A 24,334-nucleotide genomic window follows, 5' to 3' on the forward strand; every position below is an offset into this window, starting at 1 on the left:
AGTTGATTCAATAATTCAAAGATTAGAATCTGACTATGAAAGATTCACTACTGCACTAGTCAAACCTTTTTCTGATGATGCAAAATATACTTATATTAATGCTCCATATCTTATAAACGGTGAAGATGGATTAGCTTCGCCACATGAAGAAATAGTCCCCAAAGCAATGGGATGGACTCCCCCTCCCCGAAAGGGCAGCGAAGTGTCAAACTGGAGTTTCCAAACAACCAGTGATTGAAAGAAGGAGTCCATCATGAGAATTGTACGAGTTGGCGTAGATTTAGCCAAGAATGTATTTCAGGTACACGGGGTTGATCACCATGAGAAGACGGTTTGGCAACGCAAGTTGCACCGTGACGAATGGATCCAAATGTTATTGGCTAAGATTGAACCTGGCTGCGAGATTGGCATGGAAGCCTGCGGTGGTGCTCACCACTGGGCACGGTTACTTCAATCCAAGGGCTATGTCGTCAAACTGATTGCACCACAGTTCGTCAAACCCTATGTCAAAAGCAATAAGAATGACGCAAACGATGCAGCAGCCATCTGTGAAGCAATGAGTCGTCCGCATATGCGCTTTGTGAATATCAAAACAGTAGAACAGCAAGATATCCAAGCAACCCATCGCGTTCGCGCTGGGTTGATGGAACAACGTAACGCTAAAGCCAATCAGATTCGTGGTCTGGTGTCTGAATATGGTCTGATTGCGCCTAAAGCATTATCCCACTTGCGTGCCGCAATTCCAGCATGGCTGGAAGATGCGGAGAATGGATTGAGTGGTCGATTCCGTCGCTTGCTCAATGGTGCATGGTCTGATTTGTTATTACTAGATCAACGTGTGAAAGCGCTCGATCAGGAAATTGAATGGCTTGCAGCCAATGACCCTGTCGCAACACGATTGCAACAACTGCGTGGCGTGGGGCCGATGATTGCGACAGCCTTACTCGCCACAGTGGGAGATGCCTCTCAGTTTAACAATGGACGGCAGATGGCAGCATCCCTAGGATTAACGCCTAAGCAAAAAAGCTCGGGCGGCAAAGACAAACTGCTTGGCATCAGTAAGCGTGGTGATGCCTACGTGCGAAGTTTATTAGTACATGGCGCCCGTTCGATGATGCAGGTAGCCAAGCACAAAGAAGACCGACTGAGCCAATGGATCACGCGGATTGCCAATAGCCGTCATCCGAATATAGCGGCGGTCGCGATGGCAAACAAAACTGTCAGGGTTGCCTGGGCAATGATACGTAAGGGCTTGGATTACCAGCCTGAACTAGCGGCGGCTTAAGTGAGTGTCTTATAGTGAGTTAACAAAGGCGTTTGATACGGAGTATTCCATGATGATTGCAACATAAACCGCTTGATGGCCAACAGGTCGAACCGGCGCTGACAAACCCCGAGAATGTCTGAGGCATCAAAGCCCGTCAATGCGATAGGGAGCCAGCGCGCGAATAGCCCATCAGGGTCCAGCATCTCAAATTGAGATACAGTTATCAGAGACCGGATATACGTGAGCAATCAACCAAGTAGCCAAAGAACGGAATATTTGCAATTGAGGGGGAGTCCATATACAGACGTCCAAATTATCTCGTCCAGTGAGTTATCTTTCTTTATAAAATAAAGTTATAAAGCAGAAGTCAATAAACGTCTATTAAAATGATTGATTACCATTAATCTAAATTAGAATCTGACTTTTCTGTGGGCGAGTGAAAGTTTACATTTTTTTCTAACATGGCATTCTTTGCTTCACACATTTTCGACTGTAGCTCAAACGATATAATCACTGTACAAAACAAATCATCATGACTCAATGCCTTGTCTTTGTAGGGCCTTATATCCTCTAATTTGTAATCAAAATTTACCCCCGTCCAAAGAATGGCTGGCACATGTGTTTGTTCTTTTGGGGCAATAATGTAGGGTGCAGCGTGTAAATAAATACCATGCTCACCCAAAGACTCTCCATGATCTGCCACGTAAAGCATTGCTGTTTCATATTCAGCGTCATGTTTTTTCAGAAAGCCAATGACCTGTGATAAGAAATAGTCCGTATACAAAATGACATTATCATAAGCATTATTAACTTCTTCTTTGGAGCAGTCTCTTAACTCTCCAGTTTGGCAAGCTGGCTTGAAACGTTCAAACTCTTTTGGATATCTACGATAGTACTCTGGTCCATGGTTACCCATTTGATGCAATACAATCAACATGTCTTTATTTTTGTTATCCATGATGTATTTGTCGAGACCACTTAACATTCCAATATCCCTACACTCGCCCTTGCATACTGGGTTAAGCGTCTGGGTTTTAAAGTCCTCATATTTAACTCTAGTAGCCACGCCTTTTGAGTCTGAATTATTGTCACGCCATAGCACCTCAATACCATTATTTTTGAGTACATCTAAGAGGTCTTCTTGGTCTAAGGCTTTTTCTTTATCGTAAACAGCACGACCTAACGATGAAAACATACAGGGTACCGATACACTGGTGGATGTTCCGCATGAACTCACATTACTAAAACTTACGATATTTTCTTTTGCAAGCAATGGATTAGTATCGCGCTTGTAGCCATTGAGAGAAAATCGATCAGCCCGTGCTGTTTCACCAACCACTAAAATAATAAGTTCTTTTTTGCTGGTGGGGAGATCAGTCAGAACTGCGTCGCCGGCAATGTGTTTAAGAATGCGGTGAGTGTTATGCACAGACTGTTGCGACAAATACTTAACAGCCGAGTAAGCTGAATAGGTTGGATTGGCATAAAACCTGACGATTTTGTGCTCTCGAATAAACGAGGTGTAATCTGCTGTAAGGGGAATGATGCACAAGATTATTGCGACAAAGCACAATGCTACAGCTTTTAATCTGGACTTAAACTCAGTTTTAAAATCTTCGGGTGTTGGACAGTATTTTATAACCAACCATGCAGGAATAATCCCTAATAAGAATGTTCTTATTAGTAAGTTTGTACTAAGCAAACCAGCAAACTCAGCTTTGCTGGTTTGCATAATGTTATCAATCATTACGGTGTCAATAATCACGCCAAATTGATCCATGTAATATGCAGACTGTGAAGCCACGATTAGAAACAATGCCAGTATCCAGCGTGTTACTCTTCCATGGCTTATCAATAGTAAAAAGATTGCTGACAGCGCAGTAAAAAATAGCGCCATAGAAATTAAAAAAGGTAGGTTTCTGCCTGTGAATGGATATATATTTAAAATGCCATGGAATAGTGCGTAATTTCCTGTCAGCATCATAAACAGCGTGACCCAAAGTATTACTTGTGTTTGTGTGTGTTTAAACAACATGAAAAAATTACTTATGCGTATCATGATGAAGCTTTCTTATTGAGATAAGTCGTTGTTAAAGTCAGCATTGTTAAAATAGTTAAGCTTGCTAACCATGTAGACCAAAGCGTATGGAATAAAAAGTGTGCGCCTCGCATTTGCTGAACCCAGCCCAGCGTAAAACCCAAAGCAATGCCTGCAAAAAATACCACCAATGCTTTTTTCGGGTTATGTGGCAACCAAAAGATTAAGAACGCTGCCAACCATAGCCCGACAGTTGCATGCCCAGCTGGAAAACAATGTCCAGCGACCATGCCATCAGGCAACGCATCAAACAATTTTAAAAAAGGAGCGCTACCCCCATAACGGTCGATACTCCATGGGCAATGCAAAGAGAAAAAATGTCTTACACCATGGATTACTGCTGGAACAGTTACCGATGCCGCTGAAACAAAACGTAAGCGAAATCTCAATAAGGGGCTAATTCTTTCCCAACGAAAAACTGCATCTAACACAGTCATTGAAATTAAAAGATAGCCAAACCAAACAATCACGTTTTTAACATAGCTATGCATGAAGTCGTTTGCGAACCAAGTATCTGCCCAAGGGAAACGCTTTAACGATTCATCGTAATAAAAATCCTCAATCATCAAATCAATATTGGTGAAACGACCAATGGCTAAAATTAAAACTGCTGAAATCATTAACATCAGCCACGCCTGTTGATAATGCATTTTTTGACTTTTAAACATCGTTTACTTTAAACCTTTCTCTCAAGATAGCTATTGTTTATATTTTTCATGCCGTATTTTAAAAAGATAGCAGGCAACAAAAGTAAATTTAAAATAGTCGAAGTGAGTAAGCCACTCACCACAACAATCGCGAGTGGATACTCTATTTCATAACCAGAAATTGGACCTTTAAATACAATTGGCAATAGTGCCAGCGAAGTTGCAAGTGCCGTCATTAAAATGGGGACTAGCCGCTCATTTGAACCGCGCTTAATCAGTTCAATACTACTCAGCTCAAGCTTTTCACTCAACATCAAATGTCGATAATGGCTGATAAGTAAAATACCGTTTCTAGCCGCAATACCTAATACAGCAATAAAACCAACCATTGAGCCAAGCGAAACAACGCCGCCTGAAATCAGCACCCCAATAACTCCACCAACGAATGCAAACGGTAAAGATGCAACTAATACAAGTGTGTGTCGATAAGATTTAAAATCTGCGTACACGATTAATACAATTGCTAGTAACATCAAAATAGATAGCCCAGCCAGCCTGTTTCTGGCTGCTTTTTGCGCTGTGTATTCACCCAAAAATTGCGGGTAATAACCAGCTGGAAACTGCATCTTTAACACACTATTTTCAATATCAGCTGCAACTGCACCTAAATCTCTGTTTTTAGCATTGGACACAATATCTATACGTCTAGATACCGCTTCTCGCTTAATTTCATTTGGCATACCAATAAAATAAACATCTGCCACATCTTTTATCCTTAATTGCGACCCAAAAGGCGAGTCAATAGGTAACTGCTGAATGGCTGATAAATCTGATTTGCTACTGGTATTGCCGATAATGACGACATCTAATTTTTGCTGAGACTCATACACTTCACCAACTTTTATTCCCTTTAGTACCATACTGGTCACTTTACGTATATCGTTTGTATTAATTCCATAGCTTTGTGCGGCATCTTGTTTAAGACGTATTTCAATTTGCGGAACCAATACCTGCGGCTCAATTTTTAAATCTGTAACACCATCAACCAATTGCATAGTGTTTTTGATTGCTTCTGCCTGTTGCCGCAATACCGCTAAATCAGGACCAAAAAGCCGCACCACAATGCTAGAGCTAGTGCCTGATAACACTTCTTTACTGCGCTCTTTTAAATACGTTTGTACATCTGCAAAAATGCCCGAGTAGCCTTGCATTGCATTCTTGATTGACGCTACAGTTTTATCATAATTAACTTCAGGGTCAACGCTAATCCATAGCTCAGTAAAGTTTGGGCCGACTACTTCATCTGCTGCTTCTGCACGACCAATGTGCGCACCAAAATTATTAACCCCTGGAATGGCAAGCAAGTCGTTACTCGCACGAATGCTCATTTTTTTCATCTGTTCAATAGATGAGCCAGGTCGCTCAAGAAAATGCATTAAGAAGTCGGTTTCTTCAAATTCGGGTAAAAACTCCGATCCTAAAAACAGTGAGCCAACACCTGTCATTGAAAACGCTAGTACAGTGGTGATAACAACTTTTTTGGGATTGATTAAAACTAAATCTAATATATTTGCATAACGGCTACGTAACCAAGTGACTTGGCTTATTTCTTGTTCATCCGAATCAGATTTCAACAAAAAGTAAGATAAAGCAGGCGTAACCGTGAGCGCAACAACTAACGACGCTAGAATGGCAAGCAAATAAGCGGTGGCTAATGGTTTAAAAAAAGCGCCTGCAATGCCATCTAAAAATAAAACTGGCAGAAACACCACCATCACTATCATGGTGGCGTACACCACAGAGCTACGCACTTCTAATGAAGCATTTACAATCACCTTGAGTTTGGATTTAGGTACCACTAAAAGTTGGTTTAATTTTAAGCGTCTGATAATGTTCTCTACATCGATAATGGCATCATCAACCACCTCGCCTAATGCAATCACTAGGCCTGCAATCACCATGGTATTGATGCCAATATTAAATGCGGTTAGTACTAATACAGCCGTGATTAAAGACAATGGAATAGCGCAAATACTGATGAACGCAGCACGTTTGTTGCGTAAAAAAATCATCAAAATGACCATCACTAAAATCGCACCAATCAGCAGTGCATTTTGTAGGTTTTGAATCGCGCGTTCAATAAAGGTCGCTGGTCTAAAAATGGTTGAATCAATCTCAAGCTGATGAAGCGCTGGCTTTAGCTCAGTCAGTGCAAGTTCCACATTTTTAGTGACTTCAATTGTATTAGCATTCGGATGTTTTTCTACTATCAACAATAGTCCATCCCCATTGTTAATAACAGCATCGCCTATGGGTGGGGGACTACCAATCGTAATTTCAGCCACATCTCCTAGTTTAACGGCCGAACCGTTTTTAAAATCCACCACTGTTTTTGCAAGTTCTTCAGGTTGCGTACTTAAATTTTTATGTCGCAGTGCGATACGTTGATTCGGCGTATCAACAAAGCCGCCTGACTCTATGCTAGATGCATCGCCAACTGCTTTCATTATTTGTGGCATGCTTAGGCCAAACGCACGCAAACGGTTAGGATCAATTATTATTTGTAATTGCTTGTCGCGCTGTCCCCAAACAGCAACATTCGCAACCCCAGCGACAGACATTAACCTAGGCCGTATCGTCCACATGGTTAAGTTGCTGACATCCATTTGTGATAACTGTTTTGAAGAAACGCCAATTTTCAATACCCGCGAAAGGGATGACAATGGCGGCATTAACACAGGTGGTTTTGCGACAACAGGTAATCTAGATGCTGCAAGGCTTAATCGCTCTTGTACAAACTGTCTTGCTTCATGGATATCCGTACCTTCCTCAAAAAGCATAACCACAGAAGATAACCCCACAACAGATTTAGAGCGTAGTGTTTTAAGTTGCGGTGTTCCATTTAGCATTTGCTCTAATGGCATACTAATGAGTTGCTCGGTTTCTTCGGTAGATAGTCCTGGGGCTTCAGTCTGAATTTCGACTTTGATGGGCGCAAACTCTGGGAATACATCTAAAGGCGCTTGCTTTGCTGCAAATAAGCCCACTAGTATGAGTATTAAAGAAAACAACAGCACTGCATGACGATTATTAACTGACGCATAAATAATATTTTTTAACATGACTAGATACCCGTCGGATTAATGTGAGAAACCAGTTTCAACGCCAAACAACTCTAAAGCGCCATTCACCACAATTTTCGAGCCCTCGGCTGGGCCTTCATTAATCACAGCATTACCACTGCTAACCCGCTCTACGAATACGCGTTTGCGCTCAAACGCAGTATTGGTTTTTTGTGTATAAACCCAGCTTCCTCCATTAATATCGAATACCACAGCACTCCAAGGAATCGTCATCCTTTTTTGTTGTTTATTAAAAGTATTAAGTGAGATAGACACCCTTTCCGCAGGTCGGAAAGCTGACTGTGGATTTTGAATTGCATAGTAAAGATGTGCGGCGCTTGTAAGTGGATCAGCCGTTGGCGAGGTATTGATAGGCTTTGCCAAAAATGTTTTTGTTTCAGCACCCAATCGGCTAACCTTTGCATCAGCCTGTTGGTCAACTTCATTGACTTCACCTACAGGCACTGGCACGCGTACCCACAATGTATTTAATACAGATACTTCAATAATTGGATTGCTTGCTGAAACCAATTGGTCAGGCACTGAAAAAATATTAGTGATGATGCCAGAGTGAGGTGACTTAATATCGATTGGTGCAATAGTACCTGTATTTACAACTTGCTCTAGTGCGCTCTGTTTCGCTTTAGCAGCCTCTAAATTTCTGAGTGAAACTTCATTATTAGCATAGGCATCATCTACATTGCGCTGGCTGCCTACTATGTCAGACAATAATTTTTTTGCCCGCTTTAATGCAATTTCAGTGGCATCCACTTGCGATTTAGCCGTATTTACTAAGCTATTCGCATCAGCCAATGCGTTCACCATGCTTGCACGTGAATCTGCTGATAATATAGGTTTAATTCTATAAAGTAACTGACCTGCAACAACTTTTGCACCAGGGCGTAGTTCTTGTTGAAAAGGTAATGCTAGTTTTCCAGAAATTGGCGCTGTCACAATGGCTTTACCTCCAACTGGTACCATTACCTCACCACCGTAGTTCCTAGTTTCTGAAACCATTTCACGTTTAAGTAATGCGGTATCAATCCCTAATTTACGATAAGACTCATTACTAACATGAACTATATTTAACTCACTTTCTTGAGTAACAACCTGTTTTGGTAAATGTTGATTGCTTACTTCACTAGGCTTAGTAATCATTATTAACGAAACTACAATCACGCCTAATATTAAAAAACCTGCTAGTAAAATTAATCCAGCTTTCGGACTGTTTTTAAAAGAATCGAATGTAAATGGCTTGAATTCCATTTTTAGTTATCTCCAAATTTATGACTAAGGCTGCGAGTTAACTCAGCCTGCTTGCTTATAAGGTCTGCCTTTAATTGCACTTCTCTCGTTTGTATATCTACAAACTGACGGTTTGCCTCTAGTGTTTGTAGATATGAAATATCGCCTTCTTGATACGCTTGCTCTGTGAGTTGAATGGTTTGTTCAATAGACGGCATCAGCGTTTCTTGCAATACATTCCAATTATGACAAGACTGCTGATACTGAAGGTATGACGTTCTGATTTCTAGAACTGCTTGCTGCTTTAATACCTCAAGGTTTAGCTCGGCACGTTCTAACTCTGCCTCTGCTCTGTTAACAACACCTTGATTCTGGTTAAGGATGGGCACGGTCGATCTCACAGAAGGTCCGAGTGTGTGTCCGTTTTTTTCACCACTTGTGGCATCTGCTGACCCAGTAATTTTCAACCAATTTAAATTAGATAACTTGACCTTTTCTTTTGCAGAATCAATTGAAAATTTTGCGGCTATTATGTCTGGGCGCTTAGCAATTGATTTACTTAATAAGCTATCGACTTCTTCAGTTTGGCAAGCTGGAATCACATTCGCAGACAAGGTAATACTGCGATGCTTGTCAGAAATGCCAAGTAAATTTAAAAGTATCACTTGTTTTATTTTTATATCGTACTGTGTCAGTTCCCAATCGCGCTTTGCTATTGCCGCGTCGTTTTTAGCAATCAGTAAATCTTTACCATTCAAGTCACCGGCTTCTATCCTCTTAATAGATAATTCATAGATATTTGAACGTAATTGACTAGAGGTTTCAGCTACACTTAAACGCTCCTGTGCCAATACTGCTTGTGCATAAGCTACCCGCACATCCTTAATGAGAGTTAGGCCTGATTGAATTAACTTGTATGTGGTTGCATCCGCTTCAGTCTTCATTGAGCGGATTCTAATAGGGCGTAACCAAAGCGCTTCCAAAGGTAAGTCAATGGCATATCTATAAGGCTTATTTGTTACGCCAAATGAAAAAAGTAACTCAGGATTAGGTAGCAAACCCGCATTGACTAAATCCGCTTTTGCTATTTTTAAATCAATTAATAACGATTTAAACGCAGCATTATTATTTAATGCGTACTGAATAGCCTCTAACTCAGTTAGTGTGCTGCCGACCTTCAATTTGGAATCTATATACGTTATTTCAGATACACTCTTTTTATTTAACTGCTCGTCATATGCGATTATTTTTTGCTGTACTTTAGAGGCATCAGCTATTTCAGGAATAGATTGGCAACCAGCCAGTGTTAATAAATTTACAAATAAAACAGCAGCGGTTTTAATCATCGGTGTAGATTTAAATTGCATTTTTGATCACATTTCTAACTAGAATGATCGCAATAATAAAGATGGAAACTTAATGGAAACTTAAAGATTTAATAGTTTTGTTAAGTTTCCATTAAGTTAAATCTTGCAAAATGGCATTCTTAACTGAGTTTGTAACTGGCCACTTTTTTTAAAATTAACGAAACATTAGGGATTAGGTTTTGCGAATACTATTAGTTGAAGATGATTTGATGATTGGGCAAAGCCTGAAAAAAGTATTGAAAACGCATGTAGTTAACTGGGTAGAAGATACATTTGCTGCCGAGCGTACAATTGGTGTTGAATCATACGACCTCATTTTATTAGATTTAGGTTTACCTAAACGTTCTGGCATAGAATATTTGACGCAATTACGCGCAACTGGCAATACAACTCCGGTACTTATCATTACTGCTAGGGATGGTATTGAAGATCGTGTAAAAGGTTTAGACAGTGGTGCGGATGATTATTTGCTTAAGCCATTTGCGATTGATGAGTTAGAAGCTAGGATTCGTGCATTAACAAGGCGTAAAGAAAATAGAAGCAATCCTGTAATTGAATATGCCGGCACTTCTTTAGATCCAGCATCTTACACAATGACATACAAAAATGTGTCAGAGCGCCTTTCAGTAAGAGCCTTTGGCATTATGCAAACTCTTATTGAAAACCCAGGTGTAATTTTTTCTAGAAATCAATTAGAGGAAAAAGTATATGGTTGGAATGATGAAGTAGAGAGTAATGCTGTTGAAGTGCATATCCACATGATACGGCGTAAATTTGGATCAGAAATTATTCTGAATGTGCGCGGCGTAGGGTATACGTTTCCTAAAATGCAGACAACTAAATGAACCATTCAATAAAGCGTTTTTTACTCATTTATATTTCTATATCTATACTGATTGTTTATGGGCTGATTAGTTGGGCGTCGTATTTAGTAAGTAAAAGTGAGCTGGACGAATTATACGATGCCAATTTGCAACAAGTAGCAACTGCAATTGCGGCTCAACACTCCGCAATTCACGACATCACTAATTTATATAATAAAAGTCAAACGGGTGTTAGCTCGGAAATTAAACATGAGCAGGAATTTTATGTGCGCGTTTTAGGGCAAGATGGCAACATGCTATACGTTTCTCACCCAGAAGCAAAAGTACCCACACCACATAATCTGGGTTTATCAACACAAGAGTATTTGGGTAAACAATGGCGTTTTTATTCAATTAAAATCAATAATGAAACCATCCAAGTTGCGCAATCTTTGAAGTTAAGAAAACTCACCATCAAAGAAACAGCTGTAAGCCTAATGACCTCACAGTTAGTATTTATACCTGTATTAGTCATATTGATATTTTTAGCGATTAAAAAAGCACTAAATCCTTTATCAATAATTTCTAAGGAGATTGAGAGTCGCAAAAGTCTTGACTTACAACCATTTGCAAAAGAAAAAGTACCAACTGAAATCAAACCATTAGTAAACGCACTTAATATTTTTATGGGTAAGGTTTCTGACACTATCGTGTTGGTGAAACGTTTTACTGCAGATGCAGCACATGAGTTACGCACTCCAATCACTGCATTAAGATTACAAATAACATTGGTTGAACAAGCAAAAAATAAATCTGAGCGGGATATCGCAATCAAAAACTTAAACAGTGGGATAGCTCGATCTGAGCAATTAATTAGTCAATTACTTACTCTGGCGCGCATTGAACCCAACAATCAAATTAGGAAAGTTAAATCAATTGATTTTATAGACCTTGCAAAGGAAAGCATTCAAGAACTTTTACCATTAGCTCAATTCAAATCTATAGACTTAGGTCTAGTTACATCAGAGAAAATCGTGATTAATGGTGTTTATCATGAGCTAAAAGTTCTGCTAAATAACCTACTAGATAACGCTATTAGATATACCCAAAATCAAGGTAAGGTTGATATAGCAATATACAAAGATCAAAAAAATATTACTTTAGAGGTTATTGACACTGGGCCAGGTGTATCTGAAATCGATTTGCAAAATATATTTGAGAGGTTCTATAGAGGACAAAATAAAGAGATGCATGGAGCAGGTTTAGGACTTTCAATAGTAAAAGAAATTGCAAATCAACACAAAGCAAGTCTTGAGGCATCAAACTTACCCTCTGGATTTAGTATAAAAGTCTCTTTTAATATCAAATAAATTTTGGGAATTCCACTACTTTAAATTGAGTGTCCGCATCGGGCCCAATACGGAAGTTCGTACTTAACCTCCGATAGGGCCGCATCTCTTTCAAAGCCTATCAAATGGACTCATTACTAATTTAAGACTTTACTGGTTTTTGTTGAATATATTTGTTTTGCTTTTTTAGAAGCCTCTTGGTTAAGAAATTGTCATACAAGTCGCAACTGACGTTTATTTATTAATAAAGTAAGTATGATGCATCGTACTCACTGTGCGGTAGCCAATATATTGATTTCTCCTCCTATTCTATTTCTAGATGTGAAGTACGCCATCACTAGCATTTTGCAAGCAATAACTCAAATTCTTCCAGCGGTACCGGTTTGCCAAATAGGTATCCTTGATAATGATTGCAGCCAAATACCGCCAGTAAATTTCGCTGCGCCTCAGTTTCTACACCCTCAGCAATCACTGCAAGACCTAAACTCTGGCCTAATGCTATCACGGTACGAACGATAGCAGCATCGCTTGGATTCTTATGTACACTGCTTACAAAAGATTGGTCTATTTTTAACTGATCTAATGGCAGGCGTTTGAGATAAGACAATGAGGAAAAGCCTATGCCAAAGTCGTCTAATGAAAACTTAATACCTTTGCTTTTTAAGCTGTCCATTTTTGTAATGAGCGCTTGTACGTTTTCTATCAGCATGCTTTCAGTCAATTCCAGCTTCAGGTGAGAGGGGTCGGCCCCGGTCTGCCTGAGTACGCTAAGCACTTGTTCGACAAAATCGTGCTGGTGAAACTGTTTGGCACTGACGTTAACTGCCAATACAAGATGTCGGGTGCTTAAGTTTGACTCCCATGCTTTCAGTTGCAAGCAGGCTGCCTCCAGAACCCAGTGACCCATGGGCAAAATAAGGCCGGTATCTTCTGCGAGCGGAATGAATTCTATCGGGGAAATTATGCCTTTTTCAGGGTGTTGCCAGCGAATTAAAACTTCAGCGCCAAAGATGCAAGCATTATTGTCCACCTGCATCTGGTAGTAGAGTTTGAACTGCTGTTCTGTTAGGGCGCGGCGCAGGTCAATTTCCAAATCCGAGTACATTTCAAGCTCTGTTTGGATGGAGGGGTCGTAGAAACGTATAGTATTGCGCCCGGCATTTTTTGCTTGATACATGGAAACATCTGCCCGTTTGATTAGTTCATCTGCCGTGAAGTCATTGTTGTGAAACAAAATCACACCAATGCTTGCCGTTAAGTGGTGGCTGTGGTTTTGTAAAGAATAGGGCAGGCTTATCGCATTCAATATTTTGTTGCAGATTTCTTCGGCTTGTGTGGCTGCCAGCACTGCTTGTTCACTTAATTCTTCCAAAATGATCACAAACTCATCACCACCCAGTCTCGCCACGGTGTCGCCCTCACGCACACAGGAAAGCAGTCTGCTGGCAGCATCAATCAGCAACAGATCGCCGATGTTATGTCCCTTAGTGTCGTTGAGCGTTTTGAAGTTGTCTAGATCCATAAAAAGTAGCGCAACGTGCTTGCGGTGCCTGGTGCTTACGATGAGTGCGTGTTGCAGCCGATCCATTAGAAGGCGTCGATTAGGCAGGTTGGTGAGCGAATCATAAAAGGCCAGCAAGTGGATTTCGGCTTCATCTTTCTTATGTTGCGACAAATCCGAGTATGTACCGACATAGTGGGTAATTTGCCCTTTGGCGTTAGTCACGGCAGTAATGGTGAGCCAATCAGGATGTACATCACCATTCTTACGGCGGTTCCAAATCTCACCATGCCAGTAGTTGTCACGGCTAAGTGCCTCCCACATCTGTTTATAGAACAATTGATCCTGTCTTCCTGACTCGAATAGGGTAAAGGTCTGGCCGATGACTTCCTCAGTACTGTAACCTGTTAAGCTACTGAAGGACTTATTAACACGTAATATGATCTTATTAGCATCTGTGACAATGATGCCTTCCTGTGCTTCAAATGCTGTGTCAGCAATGCGTAGTTCCTGCTCCGCCAATTTGCGGGCGGCTTCCAGACTAAAATTGCCGAGCGCAAAACTGATGTCTGACGCCATTTCAATCAGGAGGTCACATGCAGGCTTGTCAAAGGCATTTACTAAGTCAGCATACAGAACAAATACACCAATGATGCGACCATCACGATATAGCGGCAGTGAGGCTGAAGCGGCCCAACCTGATTTTTTGCCAAGATCGCGCCATGGTTCGGTTAGCGGGTCATTCATAAAATCCTGACACCATAATGGCTGCGCCTGACGCATGGCGGTACCAATTTCGCCTGCTCCGAGTGAGTTATCTGGGTCAATGGACACTTCACGTTCTTGCAGATTTTCTGCACCTTCGCCAAAACTTGCAACAGGTCGCACGCGGAGCGTTGCCTCATCAACGATACCAATCCAAGCCATTTTCATGCCGCCAAAGGTGACTGCGGCATGGCAGACTTGCTGGAACAAGGCTTCTTCATTAGTGGTGTACACAATGGCTTTATTACATTGGCTTAATGCGGCATAAAGTTGCATATGGCGGTGTGCTTTAGCTTCTGCTACTTTGCGCTCGGTAATATTGCGAATGTTGCACTGAATGACCATGATACCTTCGCAGTCGTAGCTATTGCTGACAAACTCTACTGCAATCAGCGCTCCAGATTTGGATTTTAAAGGTAAGTCTTCATAACGAACATAGCCTTTTTCTTGAAGTTCAACAAACATTACCTTGCTTTCCTTCATGTCAACAAACGGACCAACTTCCCATAGTTTCTTACCCAAGAACTCGGTGTGCGAATAGCCGAGCATATCGATCAGGTAGGGATTTACGTCTTCAATCTGGCCGGTTTCAGCATTAAGTAGCAAAATACCGTCCTGCGCAGTTTCAAACAGCCGCCGATAACGGCTTTCTGAGATACGTAGGGCTACAATGTTGGCATCGGCCGTCAGATTGGACATGATTTTCCTGTAATTAGGTGTCAAAAAAACACTGATAAAGGTCTTATTTTGATGTCAGTCTCATACTAAAACGTATACAAAAATAATTTCGTCTGTTTCCGTACATACCGATTATTTATTGACGATCACTTCAGCACGTATTTATTATGTTGTAATTAAAACCCACCGGATTGCAGGGGATGTTTATACCAAAAACTTATTTTCCAAAAAAACAGGTTCTACTAGGTCTTACGTCAATTACATGATTTTGTTTCTAGTTTATTATCTTAACTAATTTTAAAAACTTCAGGAGCTTTTTTGTTTTGTTTTTAGCGAAAATCGTGTATGGGGATTTTTACAATCAAGTATTCTAATTTGCGAATGTCTTTTGAGGGCCCTAAGCGGACCACCCAATTGTTTACATTTTTGAATAACTTGGACCGCTACCACCCTCCGGTGGCACCCAATTAATGTTTTGTGTTGGGTCTTTTATATCGCAAGTTTTACAATGTATGCAGTTTTGCGCATTAATTTGAAGTTTCGCATCAACCTTATCTATTACAATTTCATAAACGCCGGCTGGACAATACCTTTGTTCAGGCGCGTCATATTCTCTTAGATTAATTGCAATAGGGACTGATAGATCTTTCATTTGCAAATGGCATGGCTGATTTGGTTCGTGGCTAATATTGCTTAAGTGGATTGAGCTAGACTTATCAAAACTAAAAATACCATCTGGCTTTTTGTAAGCAATTTTTGGCATCTCACTCGCTTTGCGCAAGGTTTCATGGTCTGCCATTTGATGTTTCAATGTCCAGGGCAGGTAAAGATTAAATGAGGCTAACCACAGTTCTGCGCCGCTCATAATCACTCCAACCCAGCCACCAAAGCGGGAAATCAAAGGTTTAACATTGCGCACGGCCTTCAAATCGCGCACTAACCAAGAGGATCTAATCTCCGTTGGGTAGGCATATAGTAACTTGTCACTAGTGGCGTCACCAATATTTAAAATAGCATCAAATGCAGCTTCTGCGGCCAGCATGCCAGATTTCATCGCATTATGAATTCCCTTTATGCGCGGCACATTCACCATGCCAGCACTACACCCAATAAACGCGCCGCCTGCAAAGATGAGTTCTTGCCAAGATTGCATGCCACCTTCGCTAATCGCCCTAGCACCATAACTAATACGCTTACCGTCTTTTAACAGTGCTTGCATTTTAGGGTGTGTTTTGAAACGCTGGAATTCATCGAAAAGTGAAAGATGCGGATTCTTATAGTCTAAATGCACAACAAAGCCAACTGAAAGTAAATGCTCACCGTAGTGATAAATAAATGCACCGCCACCAGTATCTGCTTTTAGCGGCCAACCCATACTATGTTGCACTAAGCCAGGTTGATGCTGACTTGCTGGGATGCGCCAGATTTCTTTAAAACCTAACCCGTATTTTTGGGGTTGGGATTTTTTGCGTAAATTAAGCGTGTTTTCAATCACTTTGGTCAACGATCCACGAGTACCTTCGGCTATTAGCGTATATTTGGCATGTATTTCAATCCCAGCAACATAATTTGAAGTTTCTTTGCCTGCTTCATCACGTCCCATATCGCCAGTGATAATACCGATAAGTTGCTGCGCTTCATTGAATAAAGGCGTTTGTCCACTAAAGCCAGCATATATTTCCACCCCTAAGTTTTCAGCTTGTAACGCAAGCCAGCGGCACAACTCGCCTAAGCTAATAATATAGTTACCTTGGTTACTCATCAGCGGAGGCATAAGCGGGGTTGGAATCTCCCAACTATTTTGCTCGCTCAAAAAACTAAAAGTATCGTGTGTGACCTTGGTGTTTAATGGCGCACCTTTTTCAAGCCAATCGGGTATAAGTTCATTCAATGCTATTGGATCTAAGACTGCACCAGACATAATATGCGCGCCTATTTCTGCGCCTTTTTCAATTACACAAACACTAAGCGCTTTACCACTTTTAATGGCTAACTGTTTTGCTTTTATAGCCGCAGATAGTCCCGCTGGGCCTGCGCCTACTATTAAAAGATCGTAATTCATTACATCGCGTTGCATGCTGTTACTTTCAGGCTATATATGGTAAGTTAACCTCATCACTGCGGATTAATCCAGCGGTCATTTCTTTACAAAGACTCAAAAAATGCTGTATACCTGCAGTTTGATATTTCTGTTTATGCCATAAGAAATAAAAGTATCGATTTAATTTAATATCAGGCGTATCTAGAGCTAATAAACTACCGCGCCTAATAGCGTCTTTCAGCGCAAGGCGAGAAATACAACCAATCCCTAAACCAGACTCCACTGCTCGTTTAATAGCTTCGGTATGTTCTAGTTCTAAACGTATATTAAGCTTAGAGTGATGGTTTTGGAAAGCGCGGTCAAATGTTTCGCGAGTTCCAGAACCTTTTTCACGCAATATCCAAGTCTCATTTAGTAGTATTTCGATACTTATGTTTTTTTGCCTGGCCATTGGGTGATTTGGCGCACTAAATATTGCAAGTTCATCAGCAATCCAAGGTTGCACTTCTATGTCTGGGTGATGACAATCGCCCTCAACTAAGCCAAGGTCAAGTTCGTAATTAGCAATCTGCTGGACGATAGTTGTGGTGTTATGTACTTGTAACTGAATACGACTTTCAGGATGTTCTTGCAGAAATTTTGCTACTAATAGGGTCGCCAAGTAATTCCCCACCGTTAGCGTTGCCCCAATATGCATTTCACCAAAGCCCGCATGCCCCGATAGTTGCGCTTCAATTTCCTTAGCACGGTCTAGGAGCTCTATTGCTCTAGGTAATAGTTGGCGACCACTCTCATTAATACTTAACGACTTTCCTATGCGGTCAAACAATTGGAGGTTGAATTGCCGTTCAAACTCACCAAGGGAGGTGCTCGTTGCAGATTGTGATAAATGTAATACTTCTGCCGCGCGTGAAACGCTCTTTGAGCGGCTTATAGCTACAAATATTTCAAGTTGTCTTAAAGTATATTTCATGAAGTCGTTATATCTAATTTGCAGATATATATTATATAAACAATCAATTAAGTAAATATTATATCAAGCTATATAATCCTCTGCAATTAAACGGGAAATTATGATGAAAATTTTAGTCGCAGTGAAGCGTGTAGTAGATTACAACATTAAGGTATACGTTAAACCAGATGGTTCAAACGTTGATATTGAAGGGTTAAAAATGAGCATGAACCCATTTGATGAGAATGCAGTTGAAGAATCTTTACGCTTAAAAGAGAAAGGGATTGCTAGAGAGGTTGTTGCAGTCTCACTGGGGAATACTTTAAATCAAGATGTCTTAAGGCACGCGCTTGCGATGGGGGCTGACCGTGCAATATTGGTTGAAACGGATGCTGAATTGCAACCATTGGCCGTTGCAAAATTACTTAAAGCGGTTGTTGAACGGGAAAATCCAGACCTTATTTTACTCGGCAAACAAGCCATTGATAGCGATGCAGGTCAAGCAGGGCAAATGCTCGCTGCGTTATTGAATTGCGGCCAAGGTACTTATGTTTCAACTATTAATATAGAAAATGATGAAGTAATAGTGACCCGTGAAGTAGACGGTGGCACTGAAACTTTGGCCATTAGTTTGCCAGCAGTGCTCACGACAGATTTGCGCTTGAATGAGCCAAGATTTGTGAAATTACCTAACTTGATGATGGCGCGTAAAAAACAAATTGAAACGATAGCTGCAACTGATTTAGGCGTAGTTGCTGAACCACGATTCAATGTGCTCAACGTGTCAGCGCCGCCTACGCGTAAATCTGGTATCAGAGTAAATAGCGTGCAAGAACTACTACAAAAATTAAGCGATTTAGAAGGTATTACATTATGAATAAGCTTTTAAAGGTTCTGGTCTTAGCTGAACATGACGGTGCCCAACTCAATACTTCCGTTTATCAGTCCGTTAGTGCTGCGCAAACATGGGGGGCACCTGTGGATCTTTTAATAATTGGCAAAGCAACAAATGCGGTCGCTAAGCAAGCTTCATCCCTTGCGGGCTTGCAACGGGTGTTGCGGGTCGATGCTGCACATTTAGAACACTTACTTGCCGAAGATGCCGCCAATATTATTGTTAGAATTGCCAACGAATACCAAGCTATTTTAGCGGCCAATTCATCATTTAGCCGGAACATCCTGCCCCGTGTTGCCGCCATGTTAGATGTGGCGATGATTACAGATGTATTGCAAATAAATGGAAGTAATACTTACACGCGCTCAATATATGCCGGTAACGTCATTTCCACAGTACAAAGTTTAGATGTTACTCAAATCTTAACAGTACATGCGAGTAATTTTGCAATAACAAAACAAGGCGCAGATGCGGAAATCGTGGAATTAGAAGCCCCTGCCATTTCCAGTAAATCACGTTGGTTGTCGCAACAACAAAGCCAATCACATCGCCCAGCACTTAGTTCCGCAAAAGTGGTGGTTTCAGGTGGTAGATCATTAGGCAGTGCAGAAAAGTTTGAGCAGTTATTATCACCACTTGCTAATAGACTTGGTGCAGCTTTGGGTGCAACCCGTGCCGCAGTGGATGCTGGCTATGCGCCAAATGATATCCAAGTGGGACAAACGGGTGTGGTTGTCGCGCCAGATTTATACATTGCCATTGGCGTGTCAGGCGCAATTCAACATACTTATGGCATGAAAGACAGCAAAATTGTTGTCGCTATTAACCATGATCCAAATGCATCTATTTTCCAGGTTGCCGATTACGGGCTGGTTGCCGATTTGTTCGAAGCCGTGCCAGAACTGATTGCTTCAATTACACCGGCACATTAAACAATTGATAAAACATAAAAAAGAATAACTTCATGAGTAAATATTCAACTGAACGCGTATTACAAGTCCATCACTGGAACGATAATTTATTTAGCTTTAAAACCACGCGTGACCCTGGGTTACGTTTTGAAAATGGACAGTTCGTAATGATAGGTATTGAGGTAGATGGATTACCCTTAACTCGTGCATACAGTATTGCCAGTCCAAATTACGAAGAACATCTAGAGTTTTTTAGTATAAAAGTGCCTAACGGTCCTTTAACTTCGCGCTTACAGCATTTAAAAGTGGGCGACGAATTATTGGTTAGCCGCAAACCAACTGGAACACTAGTAATACATGATTTAAAACCAGCTAAAAATCTATATTTGCTTTCAACAGGCACAGGCTTGGCACCTTTTATGAGTCTGATTCAAGATATAGAAGTGTATGATCGTTTCGAAAAGGTCATACTCGTACACGGAGTCCGAAATATTAACGAGTTGGCATACGCTGATTTTATTGAGAAAGAATTACCGAATAATGAGTTTATCGGTGAAGAAATTAAAAACAAACTGATTTATTACCCCACTGTAACCAGAGAATCTTTCCGCAATCAAGGTCGGCTCACTGATTTAATTATTTCAGGTAAATTATTTAATGATATTGGCTTGCCACCGATGAACCCTAAAGATGACCGAGCAATGATATGCGGCAGCCCGCAAATGTTAAAAGACACAGAAACACTATTGGATAGTCTTGGATTTGAAGTCTCCCCACGCATAGGTCAACTTGGTGATTACGTGATTGAACGTGCGTTTGTTGAAAAATAAAGGCGGCTATGGGCCCAAAGTGAAGGTAGTGCGATAACAGACATTCAAAATTTGAAAGTCTGCTTACATCATCAGAGAAGAAAAATCTTGGATGAATCTGATTTTCAATGTCAAATCACGACGCAATGATGACCAGTTAGATAGGTTCGCAAACGAACAGACTTCCATTCGCCATGCAACTATTCTAAGACCTAATTATTCATTTCAATACGACTAAGAAAATATTAAGTATGATTTAACGACTTTAATTGCGATTTAACGACTTTAATTGTTATTTAACAACTTTAATTGTTTAGAACAACTGCCAATAATTTGAACCATTTAGCCACTAGCACTCTCATAGTAAGAGTGCTAATATACTAACAATTGGAGGAAATAGTTCAATGAGTAACGCATTAACCTTACCAGTATTAACCGCATCTGACAGTTTAGAACACTATTCTAGAGTGATTAAGGCATATCCTGTCTTGACCGCCGATGAGGAGTATTCGCTTGCAGTGAAGTTCAGAGCAGACAACGATTTAGAAGCTGCTCGTCAGTTAATTGTCTCGCATTTACGCTTAGTTGCAAGCATTGCACGTGGCTACAATGGTTACGGCTTGCCTCAATCAGATTTAATTCAAGAAGGTAATATCGGCCTGATGAAGGCGGTAAAACGCTTTGACCCAGAGCGTGGTGTGCGCTTGGTATCTTTTGCGATGCACTGGATTAAAGCTGAAATGCATGAATATATTGTGCGCAACTGGCGCATGGTTAAAATTGCAACAACCAAAGCACAACGTAAATTATTCTTTAATTTACGCAGCATGAAAACTGGCTTAAATAGCTTACAGCCTGCGGAAGTAGCGCATATTGCTAAAGAGTTAAACGTTAAACCAGAAGAAGTGCTGGAAATGGAAGCACGTTTAAATGGTCACGAAATTTCGCTTGAAGCCAACATTGATGATGATAGCGATGAACAATACAGCCCTATTGCCTATCTTCCAGATGAGGGTTTAGAGCCACTAGAAGCTTTGCAATCGAAGCAAACAGAAATGGCTGAAACCACAGGCTTAGCTAATGCGCTCCAAAACTTGGATGTTCGAAGCCGTCGCGTTGTTGAAGCGCGCTGGTTGCATGATCAAGGTGGCAAAACATTACATGAGCTAGCTGATGAATTTGGTGTCTCAGCAGAACGTATTCGCCAAATCGAACAAAAAGCTATGCAAAAAATGAAGAGTTTAATGTTGGCTAGTCGGTAATTTAAGTTAATGAGAGTTAAATAAAAAAGGCTGCATTGCAGCCTTTTTTATTTGTATTAGCACACTTCGTTATTAAGCCGCCAATTCACTTTCAATCGATTCAAAAGCTAACGCATTCTTCATATGCATACGCAGTACTTTCAGGTCATCTATTTGCGCTTGTATGCTCTTTTCAATGGCTTCCAACTCTAAAATACGATCCTCCAAAGTATCAGTCGCTTTATAAATACGCTTAATACTTTCTAATCGACGACGCAATTGCAGTTGATGTTCACGTACTTGAGACTCCATTGGCGAAATCACGGCTTTCAGCCAATGTTCAATATCACGGTTTGCCACTTCATAAACATGAATCACACGGCTTGCCAGTGTTTCAAAAAATTTAGTAGTCAGCGTCATTTTTTCATTAGCAATCATATTAAAAGCAGTATTGAATTGCTCTTTATATGCTCGCTCTAATTTACCCACTTCTTTTTGATAGCGAAGTGTTGAGAAAGCAGGCGGATCAGACTTACGCAGACCATGCTCTTTAGAGAACTTCTCATACATCACATCCATCATTTTTTTAATTTCATCTATTTGCGCATCAGACGAAACTAAACGCGTTCTCAACTCCTTGAAAAAGTTATCCATCGCATCACGAATAGTTTTTGTAAAATTCGCATCTTGCATAGTCTCACGTGTAGAGTGTACATGGACCTTAAGCGCCTCCATGCCTAAAAGTGTGAACAAACGGTTGGTATGTTGAGAGAAAATACTGCGTAAAGCTTGGAAACGTTGCAAGCCTTTTTCAAAGTTCTCTTTATCTACTTTAACCTTGTTCATCATGTGTTCAACAACGTCTTCATTCTTGCCACGCAAACCACGCAACTCAAGCAACTGGTCATTAATTCCAGAGAGTCGCGCATCTAAAATTAAATGCGTGCTGGCAACCAAATCTTCAATTTCATTTTGTGTGTTGTCACGAACGATTTCTTTTTTAGAGGGAATCAATTCGTCAGATAAGGCACGTTCTAATTCTAAAATACGGCTTTTCTCAAGCAACTCTGGATCGTTGTTAACCTTTGCTAACAAGCCTTTTTGAGCTGAAATAGGGAATATCTGATTAGTCTCTAAACCCAATAAATCTGCACTCGATTTGATTTGTTTAGTAAGCTCTTTTTGAATCTCTTCTTCGTCTTTCAGCTCATCCCAAAGCCCATCAATTTTATTTAGCACAGCTAACCGGCCTTTTTGCTTCCAGCGTGTACCACTAATATATTGACGCCAAACATCAATTTCAGATTTGGTAACGCCTGTATCTGCCGCTAGTATAAATAACACTGCATGAGCATTTGGCAACATATTCAAGGTTAATTCAGGCTCAGTACCAATGGCATTTAAGCCTGGCGTATCTAAGATAACTAAGCCTTGCTCAAGTAATGGATGCGGGAAGTTAATCATCGCATAACGCCAACTTGGCACATCAATAGTGCCATCTTTATTCAGGCTAAGCGCATCGTCTGCACTATTAGGGTCAAACAAACCATACTTCTCAGCATCAAGAATTGAGACAGCTTTAGTATTACTGACTTCTTTAAATGCATTGACCATACTTTCGTTTGAATCAATGTCAAAGGTGACCGTTTTCCACTCGTCTGGATAACGTTTGTATTCTGTTGTGGTAGCATCAGATAAGCGCGTTTCAATGGGTAATAACATAATTGAACTAGGCTTAGTTTTATCGTATAGCAGTTCTGTGGGGCACATTGTTGTGCGGCCAGCGCTTGAAGGTAATAATCTTGTGCCGTAACCCGCAAAGAAGATTGCGTTAATGAGTTCCGATTTACCACGAGAGAATTCCGCTACAAATGCAACGTTCAATTTATCTTCACGAAGTCTATCTAACAAATGCTGGATACGTTGATCGATTTGACCGTCATTGAGCTCTTGCTCATTCAACCAACTGCGATAATCAGAGACTGTATCAACTAAGGCTTTGCGCCATTCGGTATATGCTGCAAATTGATTTGCCAGTTTACTGTTAGATTTTTCTTCAGCCATGTCAACCCTTACCCATTTTTACTTAATAGAACTCTATCATTATTTTTGAATTTATCAACTGAATCAATTAACTATTATTTACATTTAAAATACAATTTAGATAGACGGGCTAAATATGATGACGAACGGCGCTTCGATGCATCATCATCAAGCCATGTCATTCTGTTATTATCTTATTTTATCTAAAAGATACATTATGAGCGGCTTAACCAACAACACTCCCCGTCCAATTGACATCCGATTGCATCAAGCTTCGCGTCTATTAGAAATCAAATTCGATAACAATATGGAATGCCAGTTATCTTGCGAATTTCTACGTGTTTATTCGCCTTCTGCTGAAGTAAAAGGGCATGGTCCTGGACAAGAAGTATTACAAATGGGAAAAGAGGATGTGAATATTACTGCTATCGAACCAGTTGGAAATTACGCGGTCAAGCTTACATTCTCTGACGGCCATAACACGGGATTATATTCCTGGGACTACTTGTATGATTTGGCTAGAGACTACGATGCGCTATGGCTAGAATATTTAGGCCGATTAAGTGCTGCTGGCATAAAACGCAAAGAAAGTTAATACGG

At 40.6% G+C, this 24,334-nt stretch carries 17 protein-coding genes; 8 read left to right on the forward strand and 9 right to left on the reverse strand.

Annotated features, from left to right (window positions below):
- Positions 1-253 precede the first annotated feature (253 nt).
- Positions 254-1,285 (forward strand): IS110 family transposase, encoded by a 1,032-nt coding sequence (locus PSV17_RS13650; protein ID WP_300483637.1) that lies wholly within the window; start codon positions 254-256, stop codon positions 1,283-1,285.
- A gap of 382 nt (positions 1,286-1,667) precedes the next feature.
- Here PSV17_RS13650 and PSV17_RS13655 read toward each other — a convergent pair whose 3' ends face one another.
- Genes PSV17_RS13655 through PSV17_RS13675 form a run of 5 tightly spaced genes read right to left on the reverse strand, consistent with a single transcriptional unit; the run spans position 1,668 to position 9,746 of the window.
- A complete protein-coding gene (locus tag PSV17_RS13655) occupies positions 1,668-3,326 on the reverse strand; it encodes a phosphoethanolamine--lipid A transferase (protein ID WP_300483639.1) in 1,659 nt (552 codons plus the stop codon).
- The gene (locus PSV17_RS13660; RefSeq protein WP_300483641.1) at positions 3,323-4,033 is read right to left on the reverse strand and encodes a phosphatase PAP2 family protein; all 711 of its coding nucleotides are present in this window, start codon (positions 4,031-4,033) and stop codon (positions 3,323-3,325) included. Before PSV17_RS13660 ends, PSV17_RS13655 begins: the two co-directional genes overlap by 4 nt.
- An 8-nt stretch (positions 4,034-4,041) precedes the next feature.
- A complete protein-coding gene (locus PSV17_RS13665; RefSeq protein WP_300483642.1) occupies positions 4,042-7,134 on the reverse strand; it encodes an efflux RND transporter permease subunit in 3,093 nt (1,030 codons plus the stop codon).
- Between the two features lie 18 nt (positions 7,135-7,152).
- Positions 7,153-8,400, reverse strand: coding sequence for an efflux RND transporter periplasmic adaptor subunit (locus PSV17_RS13670; RefSeq protein WP_300483645.1), 1,248 nt, complete (start codon positions 8,398-8,400; stop codon positions 7,153-7,155).
- Between the two features lie 2 nt (positions 8,401-8,402).
- Positions 8,403-9,746: a TolC family protein gene (locus PSV17_RS13675; protein WP_300483647.1), complete on the reverse strand. Its 1,344-nt coding sequence runs from the start codon at positions 9,744-9,746 to the stop codon at positions 8,403-8,405.
- 179 nt (positions 9,747-9,925) lie between these two features.
- Here PSV17_RS13675 and PSV17_RS13680 point away from each other — a divergent pair, with 179 nt between their 5' ends.
- Both PSV17_RS13680 and PSV17_RS13685 read left to right on the forward strand, forming a co-directional pair.
- A complete protein-coding gene (locus PSV17_RS13680) occupies positions 9,926-10,591 on the forward strand; it encodes a response regulator transcription factor (RefSeq protein WP_300483649.1) in 666 nt (221 codons plus the stop codon).
- On the forward strand, positions 10,588-11,919 hold the full coding sequence (locus tag PSV17_RS13685) for an ATP-binding protein (protein ID WP_300483652.1): 1,332 nt from the start codon (positions 10,588-10,590) through the stop codon (positions 11,917-11,919). The genes PSV17_RS13680 and PSV17_RS13685 overlap by 4 nt, the downstream gene beginning before the upstream one ends.
- A gap of 316 nt (positions 11,920-12,235) precedes the next feature.
- On the opposite strand, the gene PSV17_RS13690 is transcribed toward PSV17_RS13685, so the two are convergent.
- The 3 genes from PSV17_RS13690 to PSV17_RS13700 all read right to left on the reverse strand — a co-directional run bounded on the left by PSV17_RS13690 (position 12,236) and on the right by PSV17_RS13700 (position 17,856).
- The gene (locus PSV17_RS13690) at positions 12,236-14,863 is read right to left on the reverse strand and encodes an EAL domain-containing protein (RefSeq protein WP_300483654.1); all 2,628 of its coding nucleotides are present in this window, start codon (positions 14,861-14,863) and stop codon (positions 12,236-12,238) included.
- 397 nt (positions 14,864-15,260) lie between these two features.
- Positions 15,261-16,919 (reverse strand): electron transfer flavoprotein-ubiquinone oxidoreductase, encoded by a 1,659-nt coding sequence (locus tag PSV17_RS13695; protein WP_300483656.1) that lies wholly within the window; start codon positions 16,917-16,919, stop codon positions 15,261-15,263.
- Positions 16,920-16,929: 10 nt separating this feature from the next.
- The gene (locus PSV17_RS13700; protein WP_300483657.1) at positions 16,930-17,856 is read right to left on the reverse strand and encodes a LysR family transcriptional regulator; all 927 of its coding nucleotides are present in this window, start codon (positions 17,854-17,856) and stop codon (positions 16,930-16,932) included.
- A gap of 103 nt (positions 17,857-17,959) precedes the next feature.
- On the opposite strand from PSV17_RS13700, the gene PSV17_RS13705 reads away from it, so the two are divergent.
- The 4 genes from PSV17_RS13705 (at position 17,960) to rpoH (ending at position 21,712) form a co-directional block, all read left to right on the forward strand.
- On the forward strand, positions 17,960-18,712 hold the full coding sequence (locus tag PSV17_RS13705; protein WP_300483660.1) for an electron transfer flavoprotein subunit beta/FixA family protein: 753 nt from the start codon (positions 17,960-17,962) through the stop codon (positions 18,710-18,712).
- Positions 18,709-19,662 (forward strand): FAD-binding protein, encoded by a 954-nt coding sequence (locus tag PSV17_RS13710; RefSeq protein ID WP_300483662.1) that lies wholly within the window; start codon positions 18,709-18,711, stop codon positions 19,660-19,662. The genes PSV17_RS13705 and PSV17_RS13710 overlap by 4 nt, the downstream gene beginning before the upstream one ends.
- Before the next feature lie 32 nt (positions 19,663-19,694).
- Entirely contained in the window at positions 19,695-20,471 is a 777-nt protein-coding gene (locus PSV17_RS13715; protein ID WP_300483665.1) for a ferredoxin--NADP reductase, read from the forward strand.
- Positions 20,472-20,854: 383 nt separating this feature from the next.
- The gene (gene rpoH, locus PSV17_RS13720; protein WP_300483668.1) at positions 20,855-21,712 is read left to right on the forward strand and encodes an RNA polymerase sigma factor RpoH; all 858 of its coding nucleotides are present in this window, start codon (positions 20,855-20,857) and stop codon (positions 21,710-21,712) included.
- 72 nt (positions 21,713-21,784) lie between these two features.
- Here the strand turns inward: rpoH and PSV17_RS13725 are convergent, their stop codons facing one another.
- Positions 21,785-23,755 carry a dynamin family protein gene (locus tag PSV17_RS13725; protein ID WP_300483671.1) on the reverse strand — a complete coding sequence of 657 codons (1,971 nt, stop codon included), beginning with the start codon at positions 23,753-23,755 and terminating at the stop codon, positions 21,785-21,787.
- A gap of 196 nt (positions 23,756-23,951) precedes the next feature.
- On the opposite strand from PSV17_RS13725, the gene PSV17_RS13730 reads away from it, so the two are divergent.
- Complete coding sequence (locus PSV17_RS13730) at positions 23,952-24,329, forward strand: DUF971 domain-containing protein (RefSeq protein WP_300483717.1); 378 nt, start codon at positions 23,952-23,954, stop codon at positions 24,327-24,329.
- The last annotated feature ends 5 nt before the right edge of the window (positions 24,330-24,334 follow it).

Source organism: Methylotenera sp., from assembly GCF_029946165.1.
Taxonomy (GTDB): Bacteria; Pseudomonadota; Gammaproteobacteria; order Burkholderiales; family Methylophilaceae; genus Methylotenera.

Coding starts and splice junctions, on each gene's coding strand:
- PSV17_RS13685 (WP_300483652.1), top strand. CDS start 10,588: ATGAACCATTCAATAAAGCGTTTTTTACTCATTTATATTTCTATATCT.
- PSV17_RS13690 (WP_300483654.1), bottom strand. CDS start 14,863: ATGTCCAATCTGACGGCCGATGCCAACATTGTAGCCCTACGTATCTCA.
- PSV17_RS13710 (WP_300483662.1), top strand. CDS start 18,709: ATGAATAAGCTTTTAAAGGTTCTGGTCTTAGCTGAACATGACGGTGCC.
- PSV17_RS13665 (WP_300483642.1), bottom strand. CDS start 7,134: ATGTTAAAAAATATTATTTATGCGTCAGTTAATAATCGTCATGCAGTG.
- PSV17_RS13705 (WP_300483660.1), top strand. CDS start 17,960: ATGAAAATTTTAGTCGCAGTGAAGCGTGTAGTAGATTACAACATTAAG.
- rpoH (WP_300483668.1), top strand. CDS start 20,855: ATGAGTAACGCATTAACCTTACCAGTATTAACCGCATCTGACAGTTTA.
- PSV17_RS13730 (WP_300483717.1), top strand. CDS start 23,952: ATGAGCGGCTTAACCAACAACACTCCCCGTCCAATTGACATCCGATTG.
- PSV17_RS13715 (WP_300483665.1), top strand. CDS start 19,695: ATGAGTAAATATTCAACTGAACGCGTATTACAAGTCCATCACTGGAAC.
- PSV17_RS13655 (WP_300483639.1), bottom strand. CDS start 3,326: ATGATACGCATAAGTAATTTTTTCATGTTGTTTAAACACACACAAACA.
- PSV17_RS13700 (WP_300483657.1), bottom strand. CDS start 17,856: ATGAAATATACTTTAAGACAACTTGAAATATTTGTAGCTATAAGCCGC.
- PSV17_RS13670 (WP_300483645.1), bottom strand. CDS start 8,400: ATGGAATTCAAGCCATTTACATTCGATTCTTTTAAAAACAGTCCGAAA.
- PSV17_RS13675 (WP_300483647.1), bottom strand. CDS start 9,746: ATGCAATTTAAATCTACACCGATGATTAAAACCGCTGCTGTTTTATTT.
- PSV17_RS13660 (WP_300483641.1), bottom strand. CDS start 4,033: ATGTTTAAAAGTCAAAAAATGCATTATCAACAGGCGTGGCTGATGTTA.
- PSV17_RS13650 (WP_300483637.1), top strand. CDS start 254: ATGAGAATTGTACGAGTTGGCGTAGATTTAGCCAAGAATGTATTTCAG.
- PSV17_RS13695 (WP_300483656.1), bottom strand. CDS start 16,919: ATGCAACGCGATGTAATGAATTACGATCTTTTAATAGTAGGCGCAGGC.
- PSV17_RS13725 (WP_300483671.1), bottom strand. CDS start 23,755: ATGGCTGAAGAAAAATCTAACAGTAAACTGGCAAATCAATTTGCAGCA.